The following is a 17,509-nucleotide window of genomic DNA, read 5'->3' as shown; positions in this document are numbered from 1 at the left end:
ACGCGGGCGTAAATCCCGCGTCGTCGGTCGGCGCTGGAGCGCCGCCGGCCGGCCTTTCGCGTGCGAACTCGCTTCGCTTGTTCGCAACGGCGTGCTGCTGTGCTGCACGCCTCGCTTAGGCTTACAGCTTCTCCGTCAACTCCGGCACGATCTTGAACAGATCGCCGACCAGGCCGATGTCCGCGACCTGGAAGATCGGCGCGTCCTCGTCCTTGTTGATCGCGATAATGACCTTCGAGTCCTTCATGCCGGCGAGATGCTGGATCGCGCCCGAGATGCCGACCGCGACGTACACTTCGGGGGCGACGATCTTGCCGGTCTGGCCGACCTGATAGTCGTTCGGGGCGTAACCCGCGTCGACCGCGGCACGCGAGGCACCGACGCCGGCGCCAAGCTTGTCCGCCAGCGGATCGATGATCGCGTGGAACTGGTCGCTCGACGCGAGCGCGCGGCCGCCCGAGACGATGATCTTTGCGCTGGTCAGCTCGGGACGCTCGTTCTTGGCGATCTCCGAGCCGGCGAAGGTCGACAGACCCTTGTCGCCGGTCGAGGCAACCGCTTCGATCTCGCCCGAACCACCCTCGGTAGCGGCCTTGGCGAACGCCGTGCCGCGGACGGTGATGACCTTCTTCGCATCCGACGACTGCACGGTCGCGATCGCGTTGCCGGCATAGATCGGACGCGTGAACGTGTCTTCACTCTCGACCGACAGGATATCGCTGATCTGCATGACGTCGAGCAGGGCTGCGACGCGCGGCGCGATGTTCTTGCCGTGCGTGGTCGACGGCGCGACGAACGCATCGTGCGTGCCCATCAACTCGACGATCAGCGGTGCGACGTTCTCGGCGAGCGCATGCGCGAACGCCGTATCGTCGGCGACGTGCACCTTGCCGACACCGGCGATCTTGGCGGCCTCGGCAGCGACGCCGTCGACGCCCTGGCCGACGACCAGCAGATGGACTTCACCAAGCTGCAATGCGGCAGTCACCGCCGATAGCGTGGCATCCTTGACGGCCTGACCGTCATGTTCGACCCAGACGAGCGTCTTCACTTGGCGACTCCCATTTCCTTGAGCTTGCCGACCAGCGCGTCGACATCGGCGACCTTGATCCCGGCCGAGCGCTTGGCGGGCTCGACCACCTTCAGCGTGGTCAGGCGCGGCGTTACGTCGACGCTGAAATCGGCCGGCGTCTTCTGCGCCATCGGCTTCGACTTCGCCTTCATAATGTTCGGCAGCGAGGCGTAACGCGGCTCATTGAGGCGAAGGTCGGTGGTGATGATCGCGGGCAGCTTCAGCGTGTCGGTCTCCGCACCGCCATCGACTTCGCGGGTCACGCTGACCGAACCGTCGGCGATCTCGACCTTCGACGCGAACGTGCCCTGGCCCCAGTTCAGGAGCCCGGCGAGCATCTGCCCGGTCTGGTTGTTGTCGTCGTCGATCGCCTGCTTGCCGAGGATGACGAGGTCGGGCTTTTCTTCCTCGACGATCTTGGCGAGGATCTTGGCGACGCCCAGCGGCTCGACCTTGGTCTCGCTGACGACGAGGATCGCGCGATCGGCACCCATCGCGAGCGCTGTACGCAGCGTTTCCTGCGATTTCTGCTCGCCGATCGAGACGACGACGATCTCCGTCACGCCCTTGTCCTTGAGACGGATCGCTTCCTCGACCGCGATCTCGTCGAACGGGTTCATGCTCATCTTGACGTTCGCCAGATCGACGCCCGTTCCGTCCGCCTTCACGCGAGGCTTCACGTTGTAGTCAAGCACGCGCTTGACCGGCACCAGCACCTTCATCGGGGTTCCTTCCAAGGTCGATATCGTTTTTTCGCCTTACGGCGTTGGCCGGACAGATGGCCGTTTCGAGCCCTTTTCGCAAGTGCGGTACGGAATCATCGCTGTGCCGTGGCGTCACGACGAGATGCCAGCCGGACCACCTGCCGAGTAGCGTGCGAGATCAACGAAAAAGGGCCCGGACGTTTCCGTCCGAGCCCCGTTTTCACAGAATCAGTATGCGAAGTCGTCAGCGGTTACGCCGCAACCTTCTGCACTTCCGCGACGATCTTCTTGGCCGCATCGCCGAGGTCGTTCGCCGGGACAATCGCCAGGCCGGAGTTCGCGAGGATCTCCTTGCCCTTCTCGACATTCGTGCCCTCGAGGCGGACGACCAGCGGTACCGACAGGTTCACTTCCTTCGCCGCGGCGACGATTCCGTCGGCGATGATGTCGCACTTCATGATGCCACCGAAGATGTTGACGAGGATGCCCTTCACGTTCGGATCCGCGAGGATGATCTTGAACGCCGCCGTCACCTTCTCCTTGTTGGCGCCGCCGCCGACGTCGAGGAAGTTGGCCGGGAACATGCCGTTCAGCTTGATGATGTCCATCGTCGCCATCGCCAGGCCGGCGCCGTTGACCATGCAGCCGATGTCACCGTCGAGCTTGATGTAGGCGAGGTCGTACTTCGACGCCTCGAGCTCGGCGGGATCTTCCTCGGTCTCGTCGCGCAGTTCGAGCAGGTCCTTGTGGCGGAACAGCGCGTTACCGTCGAACGCGACCTTCGCGTCGAGCACCATCAGCTTGCCGTCGTTCGTCACCGCGAGCGGGTTGATCTCGATCTGCTCGGCGTCGGTGCCCATGAACGCGTCATACAGCTTCGACGCGGTGTTCGCGGCCTGCTTGGCGAGATCGCCGGTCAGCTGCAGCGCGGCAGCGACGGCGCGGCCGTGATGCGGCATGAAGCCGGTCGCCTGGTCGATGTCGATCGACTGGATCTTCTCGGGCGTGTCGTGCGCGACCGCCTCGATGTCCATGCCGCCCTCGGTCGAGACGACCATCATCACCCGGCCGGTGGTGCGGTTGAGCGTCAGCGCGAGGTAGAATTCCTTGTCGATGTCGACGCCGTCGGTGACGTACAGGCGGTTGACCTGCTTGCCCGCGTCACCCGTCTGGATCGTGACGAGCGTGTTGCCGAGCATGTCGGTCGCGGCCGCGCGAACCTCGTCCTCGGTCTTGGCGAGGCGGACGCCGCCCTTGGCATCGGGGCCGAGCTCGACGAACTTGCCCTTGCCGCGGCCGCCGGCGTGGATCTGCGCCTTGACGACATAGAGCGGTCCGGGAAGCTTCTTCGAGGCCTCGACGGCCTCCTCGACGGTCAGCGCCGCGAAACCGGCGGGGACGGGGACGCCGAACTTGGCCAGCAGTTCCTTGGCCTGGTATTCATGGATGTTCATCGGGAAGGCTCCACGCAATTTTTAGGAAACTCGGGAATTGGTTGGGCGTAAAGCACAGGGCGAGCGGCAAATCCACCCTTAAGGCATATGCACTTGCGTCTCGCTCGCAATAAAGGCCTGTTGCTGCTGATTACACTATGCTTTTGCTAGGACAATTCGCCTTTTGCGGTAACGCCGTCCCACGCCTATATGCAGCGGATGGCGATCTGGCTCGGCATCCTCCTGTTCCTCGGCACCGTGATCGGCATGGAGGCGTTCGCCTATGCCGCGCACCGCTGGGTGATGCACGGCTTTGGCTGGTTCCTGCATGAGAGCCACCACCGCGCGCGTCATGGTAACTGGGAATTGAACGACCTGTATGCGGCGATCTTCGCAGTACCGTCGTTCATATTGTTGCTCGGCGGCGTCCAGCTTGGCTGGTGGTCCGGTTTCGCATGGATCGGGGCGGGAATTGCGGCCTATGGCGCGATCTATTTCGGATTCCATGACATCATCGTGCACCAGCGCATTCCGACCCGGTATCTGCCCAAGTCGAAATACATGAAGCGGATCGTCCAGGCGCACCGGCTGCACCACGTCGTCGAGACGAAGGAGGGCAATGTCAGCTTCGGCTTCCTCGTCGCGCCCAAGCCCGAGGATCTGAAGGCCGAACTCAAGCGGCGATCGCGTGCGGGGATTCGCGCTCCGGTCCGACCGCGGGCGGCTGCATCTCAAGCTACCGAATCGTAGGGCGTTTGGAGATTGGTAACCACTTGGGGAGCAGTGTCCCGGACATGACACAGCCCGTCCCCATTCCTCCCGCCGAACCGAAGGGCGAGGAACTCCGTCAAGCGCTACGCAAGGCCGTCAAGATGCGCGCGCATCTGCGCGATCGGGGCCAGACTCGGTTCGAGATCGAGGTGACGGATCTGTCGCTCTCGGGATTCCGCGCGGAGACGAGCTTTACGTTATGGCCGGGGACGGTGGTGTGGCTGACGCTACCCGGTCTGGCAGCCCTCGAAGCGGTGGTCGCGTGGCGCGACAAGTTCAAATACGGCTGCGCATTCGCCAAGCCGCTGCATCCCGCGGTGTTCGATCACATCGTGGCGCTGTCGCAGCGGTAAGCTGCTAGAGTGTTCTCCCGCGAAGGCGGGAGACCAGACTGGATTCCCGCCTTCGCGGGGAAACAAACTACTTTTTCAGTCGAACAGGCTTGATACGCTGGTTTCGTCCGCGATCCTCTTGATCGCCTCCCCGAGCAGAGGCGCGATCTGGAGGTGACGAATCTTTCCGTGTGCGCCCTTGATAACGTCGTGATTGCCGATCGAGTCGGTGATCACGAGCTCACGCAGCTCGGAGCCCTCGACGCGCGCCACCGCACCGCCCGACAGCACGCCATGTGTGACATAGGCCACGACGTCCTCGGCGCCCGCTTCCTTGAGCGCCGCCGCCGCATTGCAGAGCGTCCCCGCCGAATCGACGATGTCGTCGATCAGGATGCAGAACCGCCCCTCGACTTCGCCAATGATGTTCATCACTTCCGACTCGCCCGCGCGTTCGCGGCGCTTGTCGACGATCGCGAGCGGCGCGTTGTCGAGTCGCTTGGCGAGCACGCGCGCACGGACCACGCCGCCGACATCGGGCGACACGACCATCAAATTCTTGCCCTTGAACCGCGCGAGGATGTCCGCGGACATCACCGGCGCCGCGTAGAGATTGTCGGTCGGGATATCGAAGAAGCCCTGGATCTGGCCGGCATGCAGATCGACCGACAGCACGCGATTGGCGCCCGCGACGGTGATCAGATTGGCGACGAGCTTGGCCGAGATCGGCGTCCGCGGGCCGGGCTTCCGGTCCTGCCTGGCATAGCCCATGTACGGGATCACCGCGGTGATGCGGCGGGCCGACGCACGCTTGAGCGCGTCGATCATGATCAGCAATTCCATGAGATTGTCGTTGGCGGGGTAGCCGGTCGACTGGATCACGAACACGTCCTCGCCGCGGACGTTCTCGTTGATCTCGACGAAGACCTCCTCGTCGGCGAAGCGCCGTACGCTGACGTCGGTCAGCGGCGTTTCGAGATAGGCGGCGATCTCCTGCGCGAGTGGCAGGTTCGAATTGCCGGTCATCAGTTTCATGAAAGTCTTCCCCGCTCGATCACGCGCACCCCTTAGGCGCAGGTGGCGCGAGGGGGAAGAGTGAGGGTTTGCCCGTCGGCGCGCAGATACCTACAGCGGCGGCATGACCGTGATCACCCGTTTCGCCCCCTCGCCCACTGGTCGACTGCACGTCGGCAACATCCGCACCGCGCTCCACAACTGGATGTTTGCGCGGGCGAACGGGGGTAAATTCGTGCTGCGGATCGACGATACCGACCCCGAACGCAGCGAAGAGCGCTTCGTCGACGCGATCCGCGCCGATCTCGACTGGCTCGGGATGACGCCCGATGCGGAGGAGCGGCAGTCGGCACGGTTCGCGCTGTACGAGGCGCGGTTCGCGGCACTGGTCGCGAGCGGGCACGTGTATCCCGCGTACGAGACGACGCAGGAGCTCGACCTTAAGCGCAAGATCCAGGCCGGGCGCGGGTTACCGCCGATCTATGACCGCGCAGCACTGGCGCTCGATGACGAGGCTCGCACAAAGCTGGAGGCGGACGGCGTGCGCCCGCATTGGCGGTTCAAGCTCGATCACGACTCGGCGATCGCCTGGGACGACCTGATCCGCGGCGCGGCGCATTTCGAGGCGAAGACGATGAGCGATCCGGTGATCCGGCGCGCCGACGGATCGTGGCTGTATATGCTGCCGTCGGCAATCGACGATGCCGAGATGGGCGTGACGCACGTCGTGCGCGGCGAGGATCACGTGTCGAACACCGCGCTCCAGCTGCAGATGTTTGACGCGCTGGGCGTCACGCCGCCGCGGTTTGCGCATGAGGCGTTGCTGACCGGCGCGGAGGGCAAGCTGTCGAAGCGGCTCGGGTCTCTCGGCGTCGATCATTTCCGCGAGGTCGGGATCGAGCCGCAGGCGGTGCGTGCGCTGCTCGCACGGATCGGGACGAGCGACCCGGTCGAGCCGATCGCCGACGCCGCGCCGCTGATCGCGGGGTTCGACTTCGCGCGGTTCGGGCGCGCGCCGGCGCGGTTCGACGAGGCGGAACTGGCGGCATTGAACGCGCGGATTTTGCATGCGCTGCCGTTCGAGGCGGTGACCGAGCGGTTGCCCGAGGGTATGAATGTGGCGGCGTGGGAGGCGGTGCGGCCGAACCTCGTGACGCTGACCGATGCGGCGGATTGGTGGGGCGTGATCGAGGGGCCGATCGCGGTCGAAGGTGACGTGGAGGTCGAGTATCTCGATCAGGCGCTGGCTGCGGCGGGTGAGATCGATTGGTCAAGCGATCCTTGGCACGCGCTGACTGCTCGGTTGAAGGCGGAGACCGGGCGAAAGGGCAAGGCGCTGTTCCTGCCGTTACGCCGAGCACTGACCGGCCGCGATCACGGGCCGGACATGGCGGCGATGCTCCCGCTGATCGGCCGCGAGCGGGCGCTGGAGCGATTAGCGGCGCGCTGATCTCGCGGTTCCGAACGTCGTTCCGTCCCAAGAATGTTCTCCCGCGAAGGCGGGAGTCCAGTCTGGGCTCCCGCCTTCGCGGGAGAACAAGGAGGGGCGGGCTGACCGTCCGTCTGGACGACTCGCAGCAGCCCCCGCGGCGCCGAGAGAGGCTCCACCCTCACCCCAACCACCACCCCGGCGAAGGCCGGGGCCCAGTTGGAAAGGTCGTAGTAACGAAGCGCCGGCTTCAGTTAGCAACGTCCCCCAACTGGGCCCCGGCCTCCGCCGGGGTGGTGGATGTATCGACGATACGTGCTGCCCAACTGGCCGAACCGGCACGTCAGACCAGTCCGCCGTGTCCGCCGTGTCCGCCGTGTCCGCCGTGTCCGCCGTGTCCGCCGTGCCGCAAACATCACCGGCGCCGATCAGACGCCAATCGGTCAGCGTACGCCACGTCCCTACCCAACCAACCCCCTTGCCTCGCAAATGTAATGATGTACCATCCCAACCGGCGGTACCTATCTCGCCGCCATCCTCGAGGAGAAGCAGGGGAGACGGAAAATGTATGCGGATCGACCAAACCGGACGGGCGGATTCAATCCCGGGAGCCTCGGCGTCGCGCTGGCTATCAACTGCGCGGTGATCGGAGCGTTGTTCTTCGCGGCGCCTAACGTGCGGCCGTTCGTGCCCGACAAACCGCTCATAACCTATGTGCCGTACACCCCGCCGCCGCCACCCGAACCGGTGCCACCCACAGACCCGCTGATCCGCCAGCAACCGCGCCCCGCGCCACGTCCCGATGCGCCGATCACAATAGTGCAGATACCGCAAACCGACGGCTTGACGGTCGCGCCCGATCCGCTCCCCTACACGCCGCCGATCGGGATCGAAGGCACCGGTACAGGCACCGTGGCGGTCGATCCGCCAAAGCCCGCACCCGTGTTCGTGCAGCCCGGCATCGACCCACGCTACGCCGCCGACTTCCAGCCAAGCTATCCGTCCGAAGAACGCCGCGCCGAGCGCGAGGGTCGCGTCGCCGTGCGCGTGCTGGTCGGCACCGACGGCCGCGTGAAACAGGTCGAGCGGGTCAGCGCGACCACCGACGCGTTCTACCGCGCGACGCTCGAACGGGCGCTGGCGAAGTGGCGGTTCAAGCCGGCAACCCGCGACGGCGTTCCGGTCGAGGCATGGCGATCGATGTCGCTGACGTTTGTACTCCAGAACTAAAGCTTGAGGGTTGCGGGGCTGGCCTAGCCGGCCCCGCAACCCTATCTTGGCGCGCATGGGCTTTTTCAGTCGTTTCGCGCCGATCGTCGCCTATCGCGACCTGCGGCTCTTCCTCAGCCAGCGCCGGCCGTACGAGCTGATTTTTCTCGTGGCGGCGCTCGGCGTCACCAGCTTCCTGATCTACGCGTTCATGAAGGATTCGTACGTCGAAAAGGAATACCGCCCGAAGATCATCTATGTCGAGCAATGGCCCGCGGATCGCACCGATGCGCAGATCCTCGCGCAGCAGAAGATCGACGCGCCGATCAAGGCCAAGGCGCTCGCCGAGCAGAAGGCACGCGAGGACGCACAGCGCGCGTCGTTCAAGCGGCTCGATGACAAGCTGAAGGCGATGGGAATCTGACCGACTCGCGCTGGATAGGGGCTGCACTGACGCTCGCCGAGCGCGGTCGCGGCAGGACGGCGCCCAACCCCAATGTCGGCTGCGTCATCGTACGCGACGGCCGCGTCGTCGGGCGAGGCTGGACGCAGCCGGGTGGTCGTCCGCATGCCGAAGCAATGGCGCTGGCCGAGGCAGGGAGCCGTGCCCGCGGCGCGACGTGCTACGTCACGCTTGAGCCGTGCGCGCATGTTTCCCCCCGAGGGCCAGCCTGTAGCGACCTGCTGATCGAAGCCGGCATCGCCCGTGTCGTCTGCGCACTCGAAGACCCGGACTCGCGCACCGCAGGCAAAGGCTTCTCCCGCCTCGACGCCGCCGGGATCGCAGTAGCGAGCGGTCTTCGCGCGAACGAAGCTCGACGCTCGATGGCCGGGTTTCTCACGCGGCGGGCTCTTGGTCGGCCGCACGTCACCTTGAAGCTGGCAACCTCGCTCGATGGCTGCATCGCTATGGCGGACGGATCGAGTCGCTGGATCACCGGCGCAGAGGCGCGGGCGCATGCGCATCTGGAGCGGGGTCGGCATGAAGCGATCCTGGTTGGTCGTGGGACGTACGAGGCGGACGCACCGCGACTCGACGTACGGTTGCCGGGTCTGGAAGACCGCGGGCCGAAGCGGGTGTTGCTTTCGACAACCCTAACCACCCCTCCCTCTCCCCGTCATTCCAGCGAAAGCTGGAATATCCCCGTTGGTGACCACGACGGAGCCTCACCAGGAGACCCCAGCTTTCGCTGGGGTGACGGAAGCGGCGATTGGACCGTCATCTCGTCCCCGCAAGCCATCGCCACCCTCCCCAACACCGACCACATCCTGGTCGAAGGCGGCGCGGCCGTAGCGTCGGCGTTCCTTGGCGCCGATCTTGCGGACCGGCTCCTACTCTACCGCGCACCGATCCTGATCGGCGGCGGCAAGCACGCACTCCGCGACATCGGCCTCACCGACCTGACCGAAGCGCATGGTCGCTGGACGATCGTCGATGCGCGGCAACTTGGCAGCGACCGGCTCGAGGTCTACGAGCGCGAACGAAACGAGGCATAATGTTCACCGGAATCGTCACCGACATCGGCACTGTCGCGAGCGTGGAGTCGCCAGGCGACACGCGCGTCGTCGTCAGCACCGCCTATGATACCGCCACCGTCGATCTCGGCGCGTCGATCTCGTGCTCGGGCGTCTGCCTGACCGTCGTCGACAAGGGGCCGAACTGGTTCGCGGTCGACGTCTCGGGCGAGACGATCAGCCGGACCGCGCGCGATCAATGGACGCAAGGTCGCAAGTTCAACCTCGAACGCGCGATGAAGCTTGGCGACGAACTCGGCGGCCATATCGTCACGGGCCATGTCGACGGTCTCGGCACCGTCGTCGCGCTCGCGGAGGAAGGCGGCTCGCACCGCGTCACCATCCGCGCCGGCGCCGACATCGCGCCGTTCATCGCACCCAAGGGTTCGGTGACGATCGACGGCGTCTCGCTCACGGTAAACAGCGTTCAAGACATCGATGGCGAGGTCGAATTCGGCCTCAACATCATCCCGCATACCTGGGCGGTCACCACGCTCGGGACGATCCAGATGGGGCAGTCGGTCAACATCGAGATCGACGTCCTCGCCCGCTATCTCCAACGCATGGAACATTACCGTGTCAAAGCCAGCTGAACTCGCCCGTCTGAAGCACGGCTATCTGTCGTCGCCCGAAGAGATCATCGACGAGGCGCGCAACGGCCGGATGTTCATCCTGGTCGACGACGAGGACCGCGAGAACGAGGGCGATCTCGTCATCCCCGCGCAGATGGCTACCCCGGAGAAGATCAACTTCATGGCGAAGTTCGGCCGCGGCCTGATCTGCCTCGCGCTGACCAGGGAGCGTACCGAAGAGCTCGGGCTCGAACTGATGAGCCGCAACAACGGCACGCGGCACGAGACCGCGTTCACGGTCTCGATCGAGGCGCTCGAGGGGGTCACGACGGGCATCTCGGCCGCCGATCGTGCGCGCACCATCGCGGTCGCGGTCGATGCGACCAAGGGCAAGCCGGACATCGTCACCCCCGGCCACGTCTTCCCGCTGGTCGCGCGCGACGGCGGCGTGCTGATCCGCGCCGGCCATACCGAGGCGGCGGTCGACGTCGCGCGGCTGGCCGGGCTCAACCCGTCGGGCGTGATCTGCGAGATCATGAACGAAGACGGCACGATGGCGCGGATGGACGACCTCGTCACCTTCGCGCAGTTCCACAACGTCAAGATCGGCACGATCCGCGACCTGATCGCGTATCGCCGCCGCCACGATCACCTCGTCGAGAAGCGCGCCGAGGCGAAGTTCACCTCCGAATGGGGCGGCGACTGGAGCGCGCTGACGTTCTGGAACAAGGCCACCGGCACCGAGCAGGTCGCGCTGGTCAAGGGCAAGATCGACCCCGCCAAGCCGACGCTCGTCCGCATGCACGCACTGTCGCCGTTCGCGGACATCTTCGGCGAGGCAGGCGATCGCGGCCGGATCCTCGCGCGCTCGATGCAGATGATCGCCGACGAGGGCGCGGGCGTCATCGTCGTCATCAACCGCCCTCGCAGCAACACCTTCACCTCGGCGGTGATGAAGAAGGCCGGCGCGGAGATCACCCCGGACATGGAGGAACTGCGCGATTACGGCGTCGGCGCGATGATCCTGACCGAACTCGGCGTGCACGACATGGTGCTGATCACCAACACGCACCACACCCTCGTAGGGCTCGACGGCTACGGCCTGTCGATCGTCGGCGAGCGGCGGATTGCCTCCCTGGATAGTGAAAAGAGCAACTGATGGCGCATCTCCTCATCGTCGAAGCGCGCTTCTACGACCATTTGAACGACCTGCTCGTCGAGGGCGCGAAGGCGGCGATCGAAGCCGCCGGCCACACGCACGAGACGATCACCGTGCCCGGCGCACTCGAAGTCCCCGGCGCGATCGCGCTGGCGGCCGAGAGCGAGACGTTCGACGCCTATGTGGCACTCGGCGTCGTGATCCGCGGCGAGACCTATCATTTCGAGATCGTCGCGGGCGAGAGTGCCCGTGGGATCATGCAGCTGACGATGGACGGCTTGGCCGTCGGCAACGGCATCCTGACCACCGAGAACGAGGCGCAGGCCTTGACCCGCGCGCGTCCAACCGAAGGCGACAAGGGCGGCGGCGCGGCGAACGCGGCACTCGCGATGCTGGCGCTGAAGGACCGCTTCCTCGCATGACCGCGGTCGCATGACCGCGCCGGTGCTCCTGACGGAGCGCCTGTTGCTTCGGCCTCTCGGACCGGAGGATGCCGACGCGTGGTATGCGTTCCACGCCGATCCGGTGACGATGCGTCATCTTGGTGGCGTTCAGTCGCGCAGCGTCGCATGGCGCGGGCTGTGCGCCATGGCGGGTGCGTGGAGCATTCGCGGCTTCTCGATGTTCGCGGTGACGCTGCGCGATACCGGCGAATGGATCGGCCGCGTCGGTCCTTGGCACCCCGAGGGCTGGCCGGGTACCGAGATCGGCTGGGGGTTGGCATCGCAGTTCGCAGGTCGCGGGTTTGCGCGTGAGGCCGCGACGGCAACGATCGACTATGCGGTGGACGGGCTCGGCTGGACCGACATCATCCACACGATCGCACCGGACAACGTCGAATCGATCGCACTCGCGCAACGCCTCGGATCGACCCATCGCGGCCGAACGACCCTCCCCCCGCCGCTCGAATCGCTGCCGGTGGACGATTGGGGCCAGAGCGCCGCCGACTGGCGGGGGCGGAGATCAGGGCTTGGGTGACGTGATCAACCTGCGACTCGTCCGGAAGCAGCGCGCGCGAGACGAGGCTTCGTCGAAGGCGGATCGGAACCGCAGGCTGTTCGGGCGGACTGCCGCGGAAAAGGCTGCGGTTGCGGCTGAGAAGGCTCGGACCGAGAAGACGCTGGACGGCGCCAAACTCCAGAATTTCACATCCGACACGCCCCCGGAATAACCTAACTTCTCCCCCAAAGCGAAGATGTCGCGGGCACTTTCCCTCGCCCATCGAAATAAGGCGAGACGGCAAAGCCAGCGACGGGTGAAGGTGAGGGCACTATCCTGGCAGTCCTCTTCGCGAACGCTGAAGCCTGCCCCCCTTTACGGGGGAGGATCGTTGAAGTCTGACGTAAAACATCCCCGCCCAGTTCCCGCTGCCCGCCGCAACCACATCATCCCCTCTCCCACAGGAACGTCGAGACCCGCGCGCCGTTATGCGTCCGTAACAAAGGGGCATTCATGATTTCGGACGCGAATGCGACACTGCTCGCCAAGCTTGGTTTTGCCGCACGGGGCGTGGTCTACATCCTGGTCGGATGGTTCGCGATAGATGCCGCGTTGCTGGGCGGCGAAGTCGCCGACAACCAGGGCGCGATCGGATCGCTGGCCGATGCGGCGTTCGGAACGCTGTTGCTGGCGATCGTCGCCGCGGGGCTGCTCGGCTACGCGGTCTGGCGGCTGACCGAAGCGGCCGCCAATCCCGAGCAGATCGGCCATGATCTCAAGGGTAGCCTCAGGCGGATCGGCCATGTCGTCAGCGGGATCGCGCATCTGATCCTCGCCTGGACCGCGACCAGCCTCGCGTTGCATCTGGGCAAGGGGTCGACTGCCGTCTCCCCCGGCGACGAGAGCGCGCGCGACTGGACCGCGCTGCTGCTCGCGCAGCCGCTCGGGCGGTTCCTGGTCGGCGCGGTTGCGATCGGGATCCTCGTCGCGGGATTTCAGCAGGCGCAGAAGGCATGGCGCGGAGACTTCATCCACGATCTGCGCGGCGATGCCCCCGCACCGGGCTATGTCTGCACGATGGGGCGGATCGGCTACGGCGCGCGCGCGCTCGTGTTCCTGATCGTCGCCGGGCTGTTCGCGCTGGCCGCATGGAGTTCGCACGCAAGCGACGCGGGCGGCGTCGCCGAGGCGCTGGAGACGCTCCGGTCGCAGCCGGGCGGCAAATGGCTACTCGTGCTGACCGGGATCGGGCTGGCGCTGTTCGGTGCCTACAGCCTGGTCGAGGCGCGCTTTCGGCGACTGCATGTCGACCTGCCCGGCACCGACTGACGGGCCGGCAAAACGGTGGTTCGCCGGTGACGCGATCAATCCAGTGACGCGGTCTCGGCGAGCGCCGCCTCGACCTCTTCGACCGTGATGCCGAACGCGCCTGCGAGCCCCGCGAGCGAGGCGCCGCGATCGGAGAGCGTTCGGATGCGGGCGGTATCGACGACGGTCCTGTAGCCGCGCGTATCGCGGTCTTTCTTGCTCTCGTCGCCGCTGCGGGCGAGCGCGCCGGAGCGGCGACGTTTGGAGATCTTCAGTGCTTCGACGTCGTTCGTCGGCGGTGCATCGAGCCGCGCCTGGATCCGCTGATCTTCCTCGATCCGCCGACTTTCGCGGGCGCGTTCCCGTTCCTGGGACTGGAGATCACGTTGGGCGGCGCGTGACTCGGATCGCTGTTCGGACGCGGCGAGCCGTTCCCTTGCGCGCTGCTCGCGGCCGTTGGCGCGCTCCTCCGCCCGCTTTGCGGCACGGTCGGCGGTGCCCGGCATGAGCGGCCCCGTTCCCCTGCCGCCGCTCGGCCAGCCGTCACTCATTGCATATCCTGTCGTCACCGGTGCGCCACGGACGCGGAGGCGCGCTGCTAGGCGATGGCGGCACCGGTGACTAGGGGCTCCAAGCCGTCACCCAACCGTCCGCCCCCCCCCCCCCCGCCGTCATCCCAGCGAAAGCTGGGATCTCACTGTGGGGCGAACGTCGCGAACCACGAGGGATACCCCAGCTTTCGCTGGGGTGACGGCTTTTCGGATGGGCGATGAGATTTGCGTATCGGCGATAGATCGAGCCGGCTTTCGAACAGCCGGCCCCCGGTTCAAGCGTTCGCGGTTTCAAGCGCGGGGTAGTCGACATAGCCCTCGGGGCCCTGGCTATACCACGTCTTCGCGTCGTCCTTCGCCAGCGGCGCGCCGGTGCGCAGGCGCTCGGGCAGGTCCGGATTGGCGATGAACGTGCGACCGAAGGTGATCGCATCGGCATTGCCCGAATCGAGTTCGGCCTGCGCCTCCTCGACGGTCGTGTAGTCCGAGTTCACGACCAGCACGCCCTTGAACACCTTGCGGATCGCGGGGCTGAGCTTCGGCACGTCGGTCTTGCCGAAGGTGCCGTCGGGGCCCGGCTCGCGCAGTTCGAGGAACGCGATACCGAGATCCGACAGCGCCTTGGCAGCAGCGGTGAACAGCGGCTCGGGATTGCTGTCGTCGACGCCCTGCGAATCACCGTTGGGGGAGAGGCGAACGCTGACGCGGCCGGCACCGGCGACCGAGATTACGCGCTCGGCGACTTCGCGCAGCAGGCGGACGCGGTTTTCGATTCCGCCGCCGTATTCGTCGGTGCGGAAATTGGCGTTGTCGCGCAGGAATTGGTCGATCAGATAGCCGTTCGCCGCGTGAATCTGCACGCCGTCAAAGCCTGCCGCCAGCGCGTTCTTCGTCGCCAGCTCGTAATCGTTGAGCAGGCGCGGAATCTCGTTGGTCTCGAGCGGACGCGCGACCTCGAAATCCTTCTTGCCTTCGAACGTGTGCGCCTGGCCTTCGGTCGCGGTGGCCGACGACGAGACGGGCTGAGTCTCGTACACCGACGAATGACCCTGGCGCCCCATGTGCCACAATTGCGCGATGATCCGGCCGCCGGCTGCGTGCACCGACGCGGTGACGGGCTTCCACGCCTCGACCTGCGCGTCGGTCCACAGGCCCGGTGCGAACGGCCAGCCCAGGCCTTCGCGGCTGATGCCGGTGGCCTCCGAGATGATCAGCCCGGCGCTCGCCCGCTGCGTGTAATAGTCGACCATCAGGTCGGACGGCACCGCGGCCTTGTCGGCACGGCCACGCGTGAGGGGGGCCATGAGGATACGGTTGGGCGCTTCGACGGCACCGAGCGTGATAGGATCGAAAAGGCTAGGCATGGGGGCTCCTTATTGGCCTGACGGGCGGAAGATAGGAGGCTACAGGGCGGCATGCATCGCCCCGACCCGCAAAGATTATCTAGCGTGCCCGATACGCCGCACGGTTTGACCACGGAGGCGAACACTGTCGGTGTAGCGGGCGCTGTGCCGAGCGCCGTGCCTGGCGCCGCCCCCGGCCTGATCGCGTTCGCGGCGCTGGTGGTGGCGAACGTCGCACTCGCGTTCGGGCCGTGGTTCGTCCGTGCGACAGAGGTCGGGCCGGTGGCCGCGGGGTTCTGGCGCCTCACGCTGGCGGTGCCATTCCTGGTCGTGCTCGCGGTCCAGCAGGGCGCGCGACCGATGCGGTTGGGGTGGAAGCTATGGGCCGGGCTACTCGCGGGCGGGGTGTGCTTCGCCGCCGATCTCGGCACCTGGCATCTCGGGATTCTCCGTACGACGCTCGCCAATGCGACGCTGTTCGGCAATGTCGCGACGCTGATCTTCCCGATCTACGGCTTCCTGATCGTGCGAAGCTGGCCGACGCGGACGCAAGGGTTCGCGCTAGCGCTGGCGGCGGCGGGTGGCGCGTTGCTGCTCGGGCGCTCGTACCAGCTCGATGCGAAGAACCTCGCGGGCGATCTGTTCTGCCTGCTCGCGGGGCTGCTCTACACCGTCTATTTCATCCTGATGGCGCGCGCCCGGGCGACGCTCGCCCCGGTCTCCGCGCTGACGCTGTCGACGCTCGCCGGGATCGTGCCGCTGCTGGTGTTCGCGCTGGCGATGGGCGAGCGCGTGCTGCCGGCGCACTGGGGCCCGCTGATCGGGCTCGCCTTGTGCAGCCAGGTGCTCGGTCAGGGGCTGATGATCTATGCGCTTGGCCGCTTCACGCCGCTGGTGATCGGGATCGCGCTGCTGATCCAGCCGGTGGTGGCGGGGCTGGTCGGCTGGCTGGTGTATGGCGAACGGCTGGGCGCGGCGGATCTGGTCGGCGTCGTGATGGTCGCGGTCGCGCTGGTGCTCGTTCGTCAGGGCCCTCCCCCCGCATTACCTCTTGAAGACGCGCTTGATACGCCTGATTTTGGACGGCAGGAGACGGTATGACCCAGGACCTTACGCTCGACGAAATCCGTGCCCTGCTCGCGCCCGGCATCGCCGCCAACGCGGCCTTCGACGGCTGGAGCGACGCCGCGCGCGACATGGCCGCACAAGCGGAAGGCATAGACACCGACGTCGCCGCGCTGGCGTTCAAGGATGGCCCGGTCGACATGATCGACGCGTGGTTCGCGCATATCGACGTCGTGATGCTCGCCGCAGTGCCCCCCGAACGGCTCGCGCTGATGAAGATCCGCGAGAAGATCACCGCATTGGTCGAGGCACGACTCGATGCGACGTCGATCGATCGCGAATCGCTCCGCCGCGCGCTGGCGATTCTCGCGCTTCCACAGAATCTTGCGAAGGCGACGCGGCTGGGCTGGCGGACGGTCGACACGATCTGGCGCGCGGCCGGCGATGTCGCGACCGATTATAATTATTACACCAAGCGGACGATCCTGCTCGGCGTGTATGCGTCGACGATCACGGTATTCCTCGACGACGAGAGCGAAGGCCTTGCCGAGACGCGCGCGTTCCTGGGTCGCCGGATCAACGGGATCATGCAGTTCGAAAAGGCCAAGGCCGGTTTCCTCAAGCGCACCGAGCACGGTTTCAGCCTGTCGCGATTTGTTGGCCGGCTACGCTATCCGACGGCCTGAAGCCGCGACCAGTCCGCTAAGTAACTCTCTATCCTGACTTTCGCCCGAACGGCGCGACGTTGAGCTAGTGCCGACTAACGACGGTTAGGGCTTTCCTTCGAACGGCGTTACTGATAATCACTCGCATCATGGACACTCGCCCCGATCGTTCCGTCAGCCTCGAAACCCTGCCGCGCAAGCAGCACGCTATTGTTGCGGCAATCGAGTGGGCGCGGCTTGCGGGGCCGGAAGCGCGTCGCCTGCGCGAACTCGGCTTCGACGAGGGTGTCGATGTCGAGGTGCTGCACCGCGCGACGCTGGGCCAAGGCCCGATCGCCTGCCGGATCGGTCGCATGACCGTCGCGCTGCGCCGTGCCGTCGCCGGTGCGATCCAGGTTTCTCCCATGCCTGCCGCGGCCGAATAATCC

General features: G+C 66.0%; 21 protein-coding genes. 15 read left to right on the top strand and 6 right to left on the bottom strand.

Annotated elements, in window-relative coordinates; genetic code table 11:
- Positions 1 to 121: 121 nt before the first annotated feature.
- From AC3D24_RS13555 to sucC, 3 genes are all read right to left on the bottom strand, one after another.
- Positions 122 to 1,051, bottom strand: a complete 930-nt coding sequence (locus AC3D24_RS13555; protein WP_489031424.1) for an electron transfer flavoprotein subunit alpha/FixB family protein — start codon at positions 1,049 to 1,051, stop codon at positions 122 to 124.
- Positions 1,048 to 1,794: an electron transfer flavoprotein subunit beta/FixA family protein gene (locus AC3D24_RS13550; protein ID WP_489031422.1), complete on the bottom strand. Its 747-nt coding sequence runs from the start codon at positions 1,792 to 1,794 to the stop codon at positions 1,048 to 1,050. The genes AC3D24_RS13555 and AC3D24_RS13550 overlap by 4 nt, the downstream gene beginning before the upstream one ends.
- 233 nt (positions 1,795 to 2,027) lie before the next feature.
- On the bottom strand, positions 2,028 to 3,230 hold the full coding sequence (sucC, locus tag AC3D24_RS13545; protein WP_489031420.1) for an ADP-forming succinate--CoA ligase subunit beta: 1,203 nt from the start codon (positions 3,228 to 3,230) through the stop codon (positions 2,028 to 2,030).
- A 198-nt stretch (positions 3,231 to 3,428) separates the two neighbouring features.
- Here sucC and AC3D24_RS13540 point away from each other — a divergent pair, with 198 nt between their 5' ends.
- A complete protein-coding gene (locus AC3D24_RS13540) occupies positions 3,429 to 3,959 on the top strand; it encodes a sterol desaturase family protein (RefSeq protein ID WP_489031418.1) in 531 nt (176 codons plus the stop codon).
- Between the two features lie 44 nt (positions 3,960 to 4,003).
- On the top strand, positions 4,004 to 4,333 hold the full coding sequence (locus AC3D24_RS13535) for a PilZ domain-containing protein (RefSeq protein ID WP_055874768.1): 330 nt from the start codon (positions 4,004 to 4,006) through the stop codon (positions 4,331 to 4,333).
- Between the two features lie 75 nt (positions 4,334 to 4,408).
- On the opposite strand, the gene AC3D24_RS13530 is transcribed toward AC3D24_RS13535, so the two are convergent.
- The gene (locus tag AC3D24_RS13530) at positions 4,409 to 5,347 is read right to left on the bottom strand and encodes a ribose-phosphate pyrophosphokinase (RefSeq protein WP_489031416.1); all 939 of its coding nucleotides are present in this window, start codon (positions 5,345 to 5,347) and stop codon (positions 4,409 to 4,411) included.
- Positions 5,348 to 5,450: 103 nt separating this feature from the next.
- Between AC3D24_RS13530 and gltX the strand changes: the two genes are divergently transcribed.
- From gltX to AC3D24_RS13480, 10 genes are all read left to right on the top strand, one after another.
- A complete protein-coding gene (gltX, locus tag AC3D24_RS13525) occupies positions 5,451 to 6,776 on the top strand; it encodes a glutamate--tRNA ligase (protein WP_489031414.1) in 1,326 nt (441 codons plus the stop codon).
- A gap of 543 nt (positions 6,777 to 7,319) precedes the next feature.
- Positions 7,320 to 7,985, top strand: a complete 666-nt coding sequence (locus AC3D24_RS13520) for a TonB family protein (RefSeq protein WP_489031412.1) — start codon at positions 7,320 to 7,322, stop codon at positions 7,983 to 7,985.
- 55 nt (positions 7,986 to 8,040) lie between these two features.
- A complete protein-coding gene (locus tag AC3D24_RS13515) occupies positions 8,041 to 8,388 on the top strand; it encodes a hypothetical protein (RefSeq protein ID WP_489031410.1) in 348 nt (115 codons plus the stop codon).
- Positions 8,385 to 9,461 (top strand): bifunctional diaminohydroxyphosphoribosylaminopyrimidine deaminase/5-amino-6-(5-phosphoribosylamino)uracil reductase RibD, encoded by a 1,077-nt coding sequence (gene ribD / locus AC3D24_RS13510; protein WP_489033158.1) that lies wholly within the window; start codon positions 8,385 to 8,387, stop codon positions 9,459 to 9,461. Before AC3D24_RS13515 ends, ribD begins: the two co-directional genes overlap by 4 nt.
- Positions 9,461 to 10,072 carry a riboflavin synthase gene (locus tag AC3D24_RS13505; protein ID WP_489031408.1) on the top strand — a complete coding sequence of 204 codons (612 nt, stop codon included), beginning with the start codon at positions 9,461 to 9,463 and terminating at the stop codon, positions 10,070 to 10,072. The genes ribD and AC3D24_RS13505 overlap by 1 nt, the downstream gene beginning before the upstream one ends.
- Entirely contained in the window at positions 10,056 to 11,210 is a 1,155-nt protein-coding gene (gene ribB / locus AC3D24_RS13500) for a 3,4-dihydroxy-2-butanone-4-phosphate synthase (RefSeq protein ID WP_489031406.1), read from the top strand. The genes AC3D24_RS13505 and ribB overlap by 17 nt, the downstream gene beginning before the upstream one ends.
- The gene (ribH, locus tag AC3D24_RS13495) at positions 11,210 to 11,632 is read left to right on the top strand and encodes a 6,7-dimethyl-8-ribityllumazine synthase (protein WP_489031404.1); all 423 of its coding nucleotides are present in this window, start codon (positions 11,210 to 11,212) and stop codon (positions 11,630 to 11,632) included. Before ribB ends, ribH begins: the two co-directional genes overlap by 1 nt.
- A 43-nt stretch (positions 11,633 to 11,675) precedes the next feature.
- Entirely contained in the window at positions 11,676 to 12,188 is a 513-nt protein-coding gene (locus AC3D24_RS13490) for a GNAT family N-acetyltransferase (protein ID WP_489031402.1), read from the top strand.
- Between the two features lies 1 nt (position 12,189).
- Positions 12,190 to 12,381 (top strand): DUF4169 family protein, encoded by a 192-nt coding sequence (locus AC3D24_RS13485; protein WP_489033157.1) that lies wholly within the window; start codon positions 12,190 to 12,192, stop codon positions 12,379 to 12,381.
- Between the two features lie 281 nt (positions 12,382 to 12,662).
- Positions 12,663 to 13,478: a DUF1206 domain-containing protein gene (locus AC3D24_RS13480; protein ID WP_489031400.1), complete on the top strand. Its 816-nt coding sequence runs from the start codon at positions 12,663 to 12,665 to the stop codon at positions 13,476 to 13,478.
- Between the two features lie 35 nt (positions 13,479 to 13,513).
- Here the strand turns inward: AC3D24_RS13480 and AC3D24_RS13475 are convergent, their stop codons facing one another.
- Positions 13,514 to 14,008, bottom strand: coding sequence for a hypothetical protein (locus tag AC3D24_RS13475; RefSeq protein ID WP_489031398.1), 495 nt, complete (start codon positions 14,006 to 14,008; stop codon positions 13,514 to 13,516).
- A 275-nt stretch (positions 14,009 to 14,283) separates the two neighbouring features.
- A complete protein-coding gene (locus tag AC3D24_RS13470; RefSeq protein ID WP_489031396.1) occupies positions 14,284 to 15,372 on the bottom strand; it encodes an alkene reductase in 1,089 nt (362 codons plus the stop codon).
- A gap of 84 nt (positions 15,373 to 15,456) precedes the next feature.
- On the opposite strand from AC3D24_RS13470, the gene AC3D24_RS13465 reads away from it, so the two are divergent.
- From AC3D24_RS13465 to AC3D24_RS13455, 3 genes are all read left to right on the top strand, one after another.
- The gene (locus tag AC3D24_RS13465) at positions 15,457 to 16,452 is read left to right on the top strand and encodes a DMT family transporter (protein ID WP_489031394.1); all 996 of its coding nucleotides are present in this window, start codon (positions 15,457 to 15,459) and stop codon (positions 16,450 to 16,452) included.
- Positions 16,449 to 17,102, top strand: a complete 654-nt coding sequence (locus AC3D24_RS13460) for a COQ9 family protein (protein ID WP_489031392.1) — start codon at positions 16,449 to 16,451, stop codon at positions 17,100 to 17,102. The genes AC3D24_RS13465 and AC3D24_RS13460 overlap by 4 nt, the downstream gene beginning before the upstream one ends.
- A gap of 128 nt (positions 17,103 to 17,230) precedes the next feature.
- On the top strand, positions 17,231 to 17,506 hold the full coding sequence (locus tag AC3D24_RS13455; protein WP_055874807.1) for a FeoA family protein: 276 nt from the start codon (positions 17,231 to 17,233) through the stop codon (positions 17,504 to 17,506).
- The last annotated feature ends 3 nt before the right edge of the window (positions 17,507 to 17,509 follow it).

The organism is Sphingomonas sp. SL1004 (assembly GCF_057815015.1).
The sequence above is the reverse complement of the archived record's forward strand: the minus strand, read 5'-3'. Positions and strand labels throughout refer to the sequence as shown.

Bases quoted from the DNA above. Each gene is read 5' to 3' on its own strand.
- AC3D24_RS13530 (WP_489031416.1), bottom strand. From the start codon at position 5,347: ATGAAACTGATGACCGGCAATTCGAACCTGCCACTCGCGCAGGAGATC.
- AC3D24_RS13480 (WP_489031400.1), top strand. From the start codon at position 12,663: ATGATTTCGGACGCGAATGCGACACTGCTCGCCAAGCTTGGTTTTGCC.
- AC3D24_RS13515 (WP_489031410.1), top strand. From the start codon at position 8,041: ATGGGCTTTTTCAGTCGTTTCGCGCCGATCGTCGCCTATCGCGACCTG.
- AC3D24_RS13505 (WP_489031408.1), top strand. From the start codon at position 9,461: ATGTTCACCGGAATCGTCACCGACATCGGCACTGTCGCGAGCGTGGAG.
- AC3D24_RS13550 (WP_489031422.1), bottom strand. From the start codon at position 1,794: ATGAAGGTGCTGGTGCCGGTCAAGCGCGTGCTTGACTACAACGTGAAG.
- AC3D24_RS13535 (WP_055874768.1), top strand. From the start codon at position 4,004: ATGACACAGCCCGTCCCCATTCCTCCCGCCGAACCGAAGGGCGAGGAA.
- AC3D24_RS13540 (WP_489031418.1), top strand. From the start codon at position 3,429: ATGGCGATCTGGCTCGGCATCCTCCTGTTCCTCGGCACCGTGATCGGC.
- AC3D24_RS13520 (WP_489031412.1), top strand. From the start codon at position 7,320: ATGTATGCGGATCGACCAAACCGGACGGGCGGATTCAATCCCGGGAGC.
- AC3D24_RS13455 (WP_055874807.1), top strand. From the start codon at position 17,231: ATGGACACTCGCCCCGATCGTTCCGTCAGCCTCGAAACCCTGCCGCGC.
- AC3D24_RS13470 (WP_489031396.1), bottom strand. From the start codon at position 15,372: ATGCCTAGCCTTTTCGATCCTATCACGCTCGGTGCCGTCGAAGCGCCC.
- AC3D24_RS13475 (WP_489031398.1), bottom strand. From the start codon at position 14,008: ATGAGTGACGGCTGGCCGAGCGGCGGCAGGGGAACGGGGCCGCTCATG.
- sucC (WP_489031420.1), bottom strand. From the start codon at position 3,230: ATGAACATCCATGAATACCAGGCCAAGGAACTGCTGGCCAAGTTCGGC.
- ribH (WP_489031404.1), top strand. From the start codon at position 11,210: ATGGCGCATCTCCTCATCGTCGAAGCGCGCTTCTACGACCATTTGAAC.
- gltX (WP_489031414.1), top strand. From the start codon at position 5,451: ATGACCGTGATCACCCGTTTCGCCCCCTCGCCCACTGGTCGACTGCAC.
- AC3D24_RS13460 (WP_489031392.1), top strand. From the start codon at position 16,449: ATGACCCAGGACCTTACGCTCGACGAAATCCGTGCCCTGCTCGCGCCC.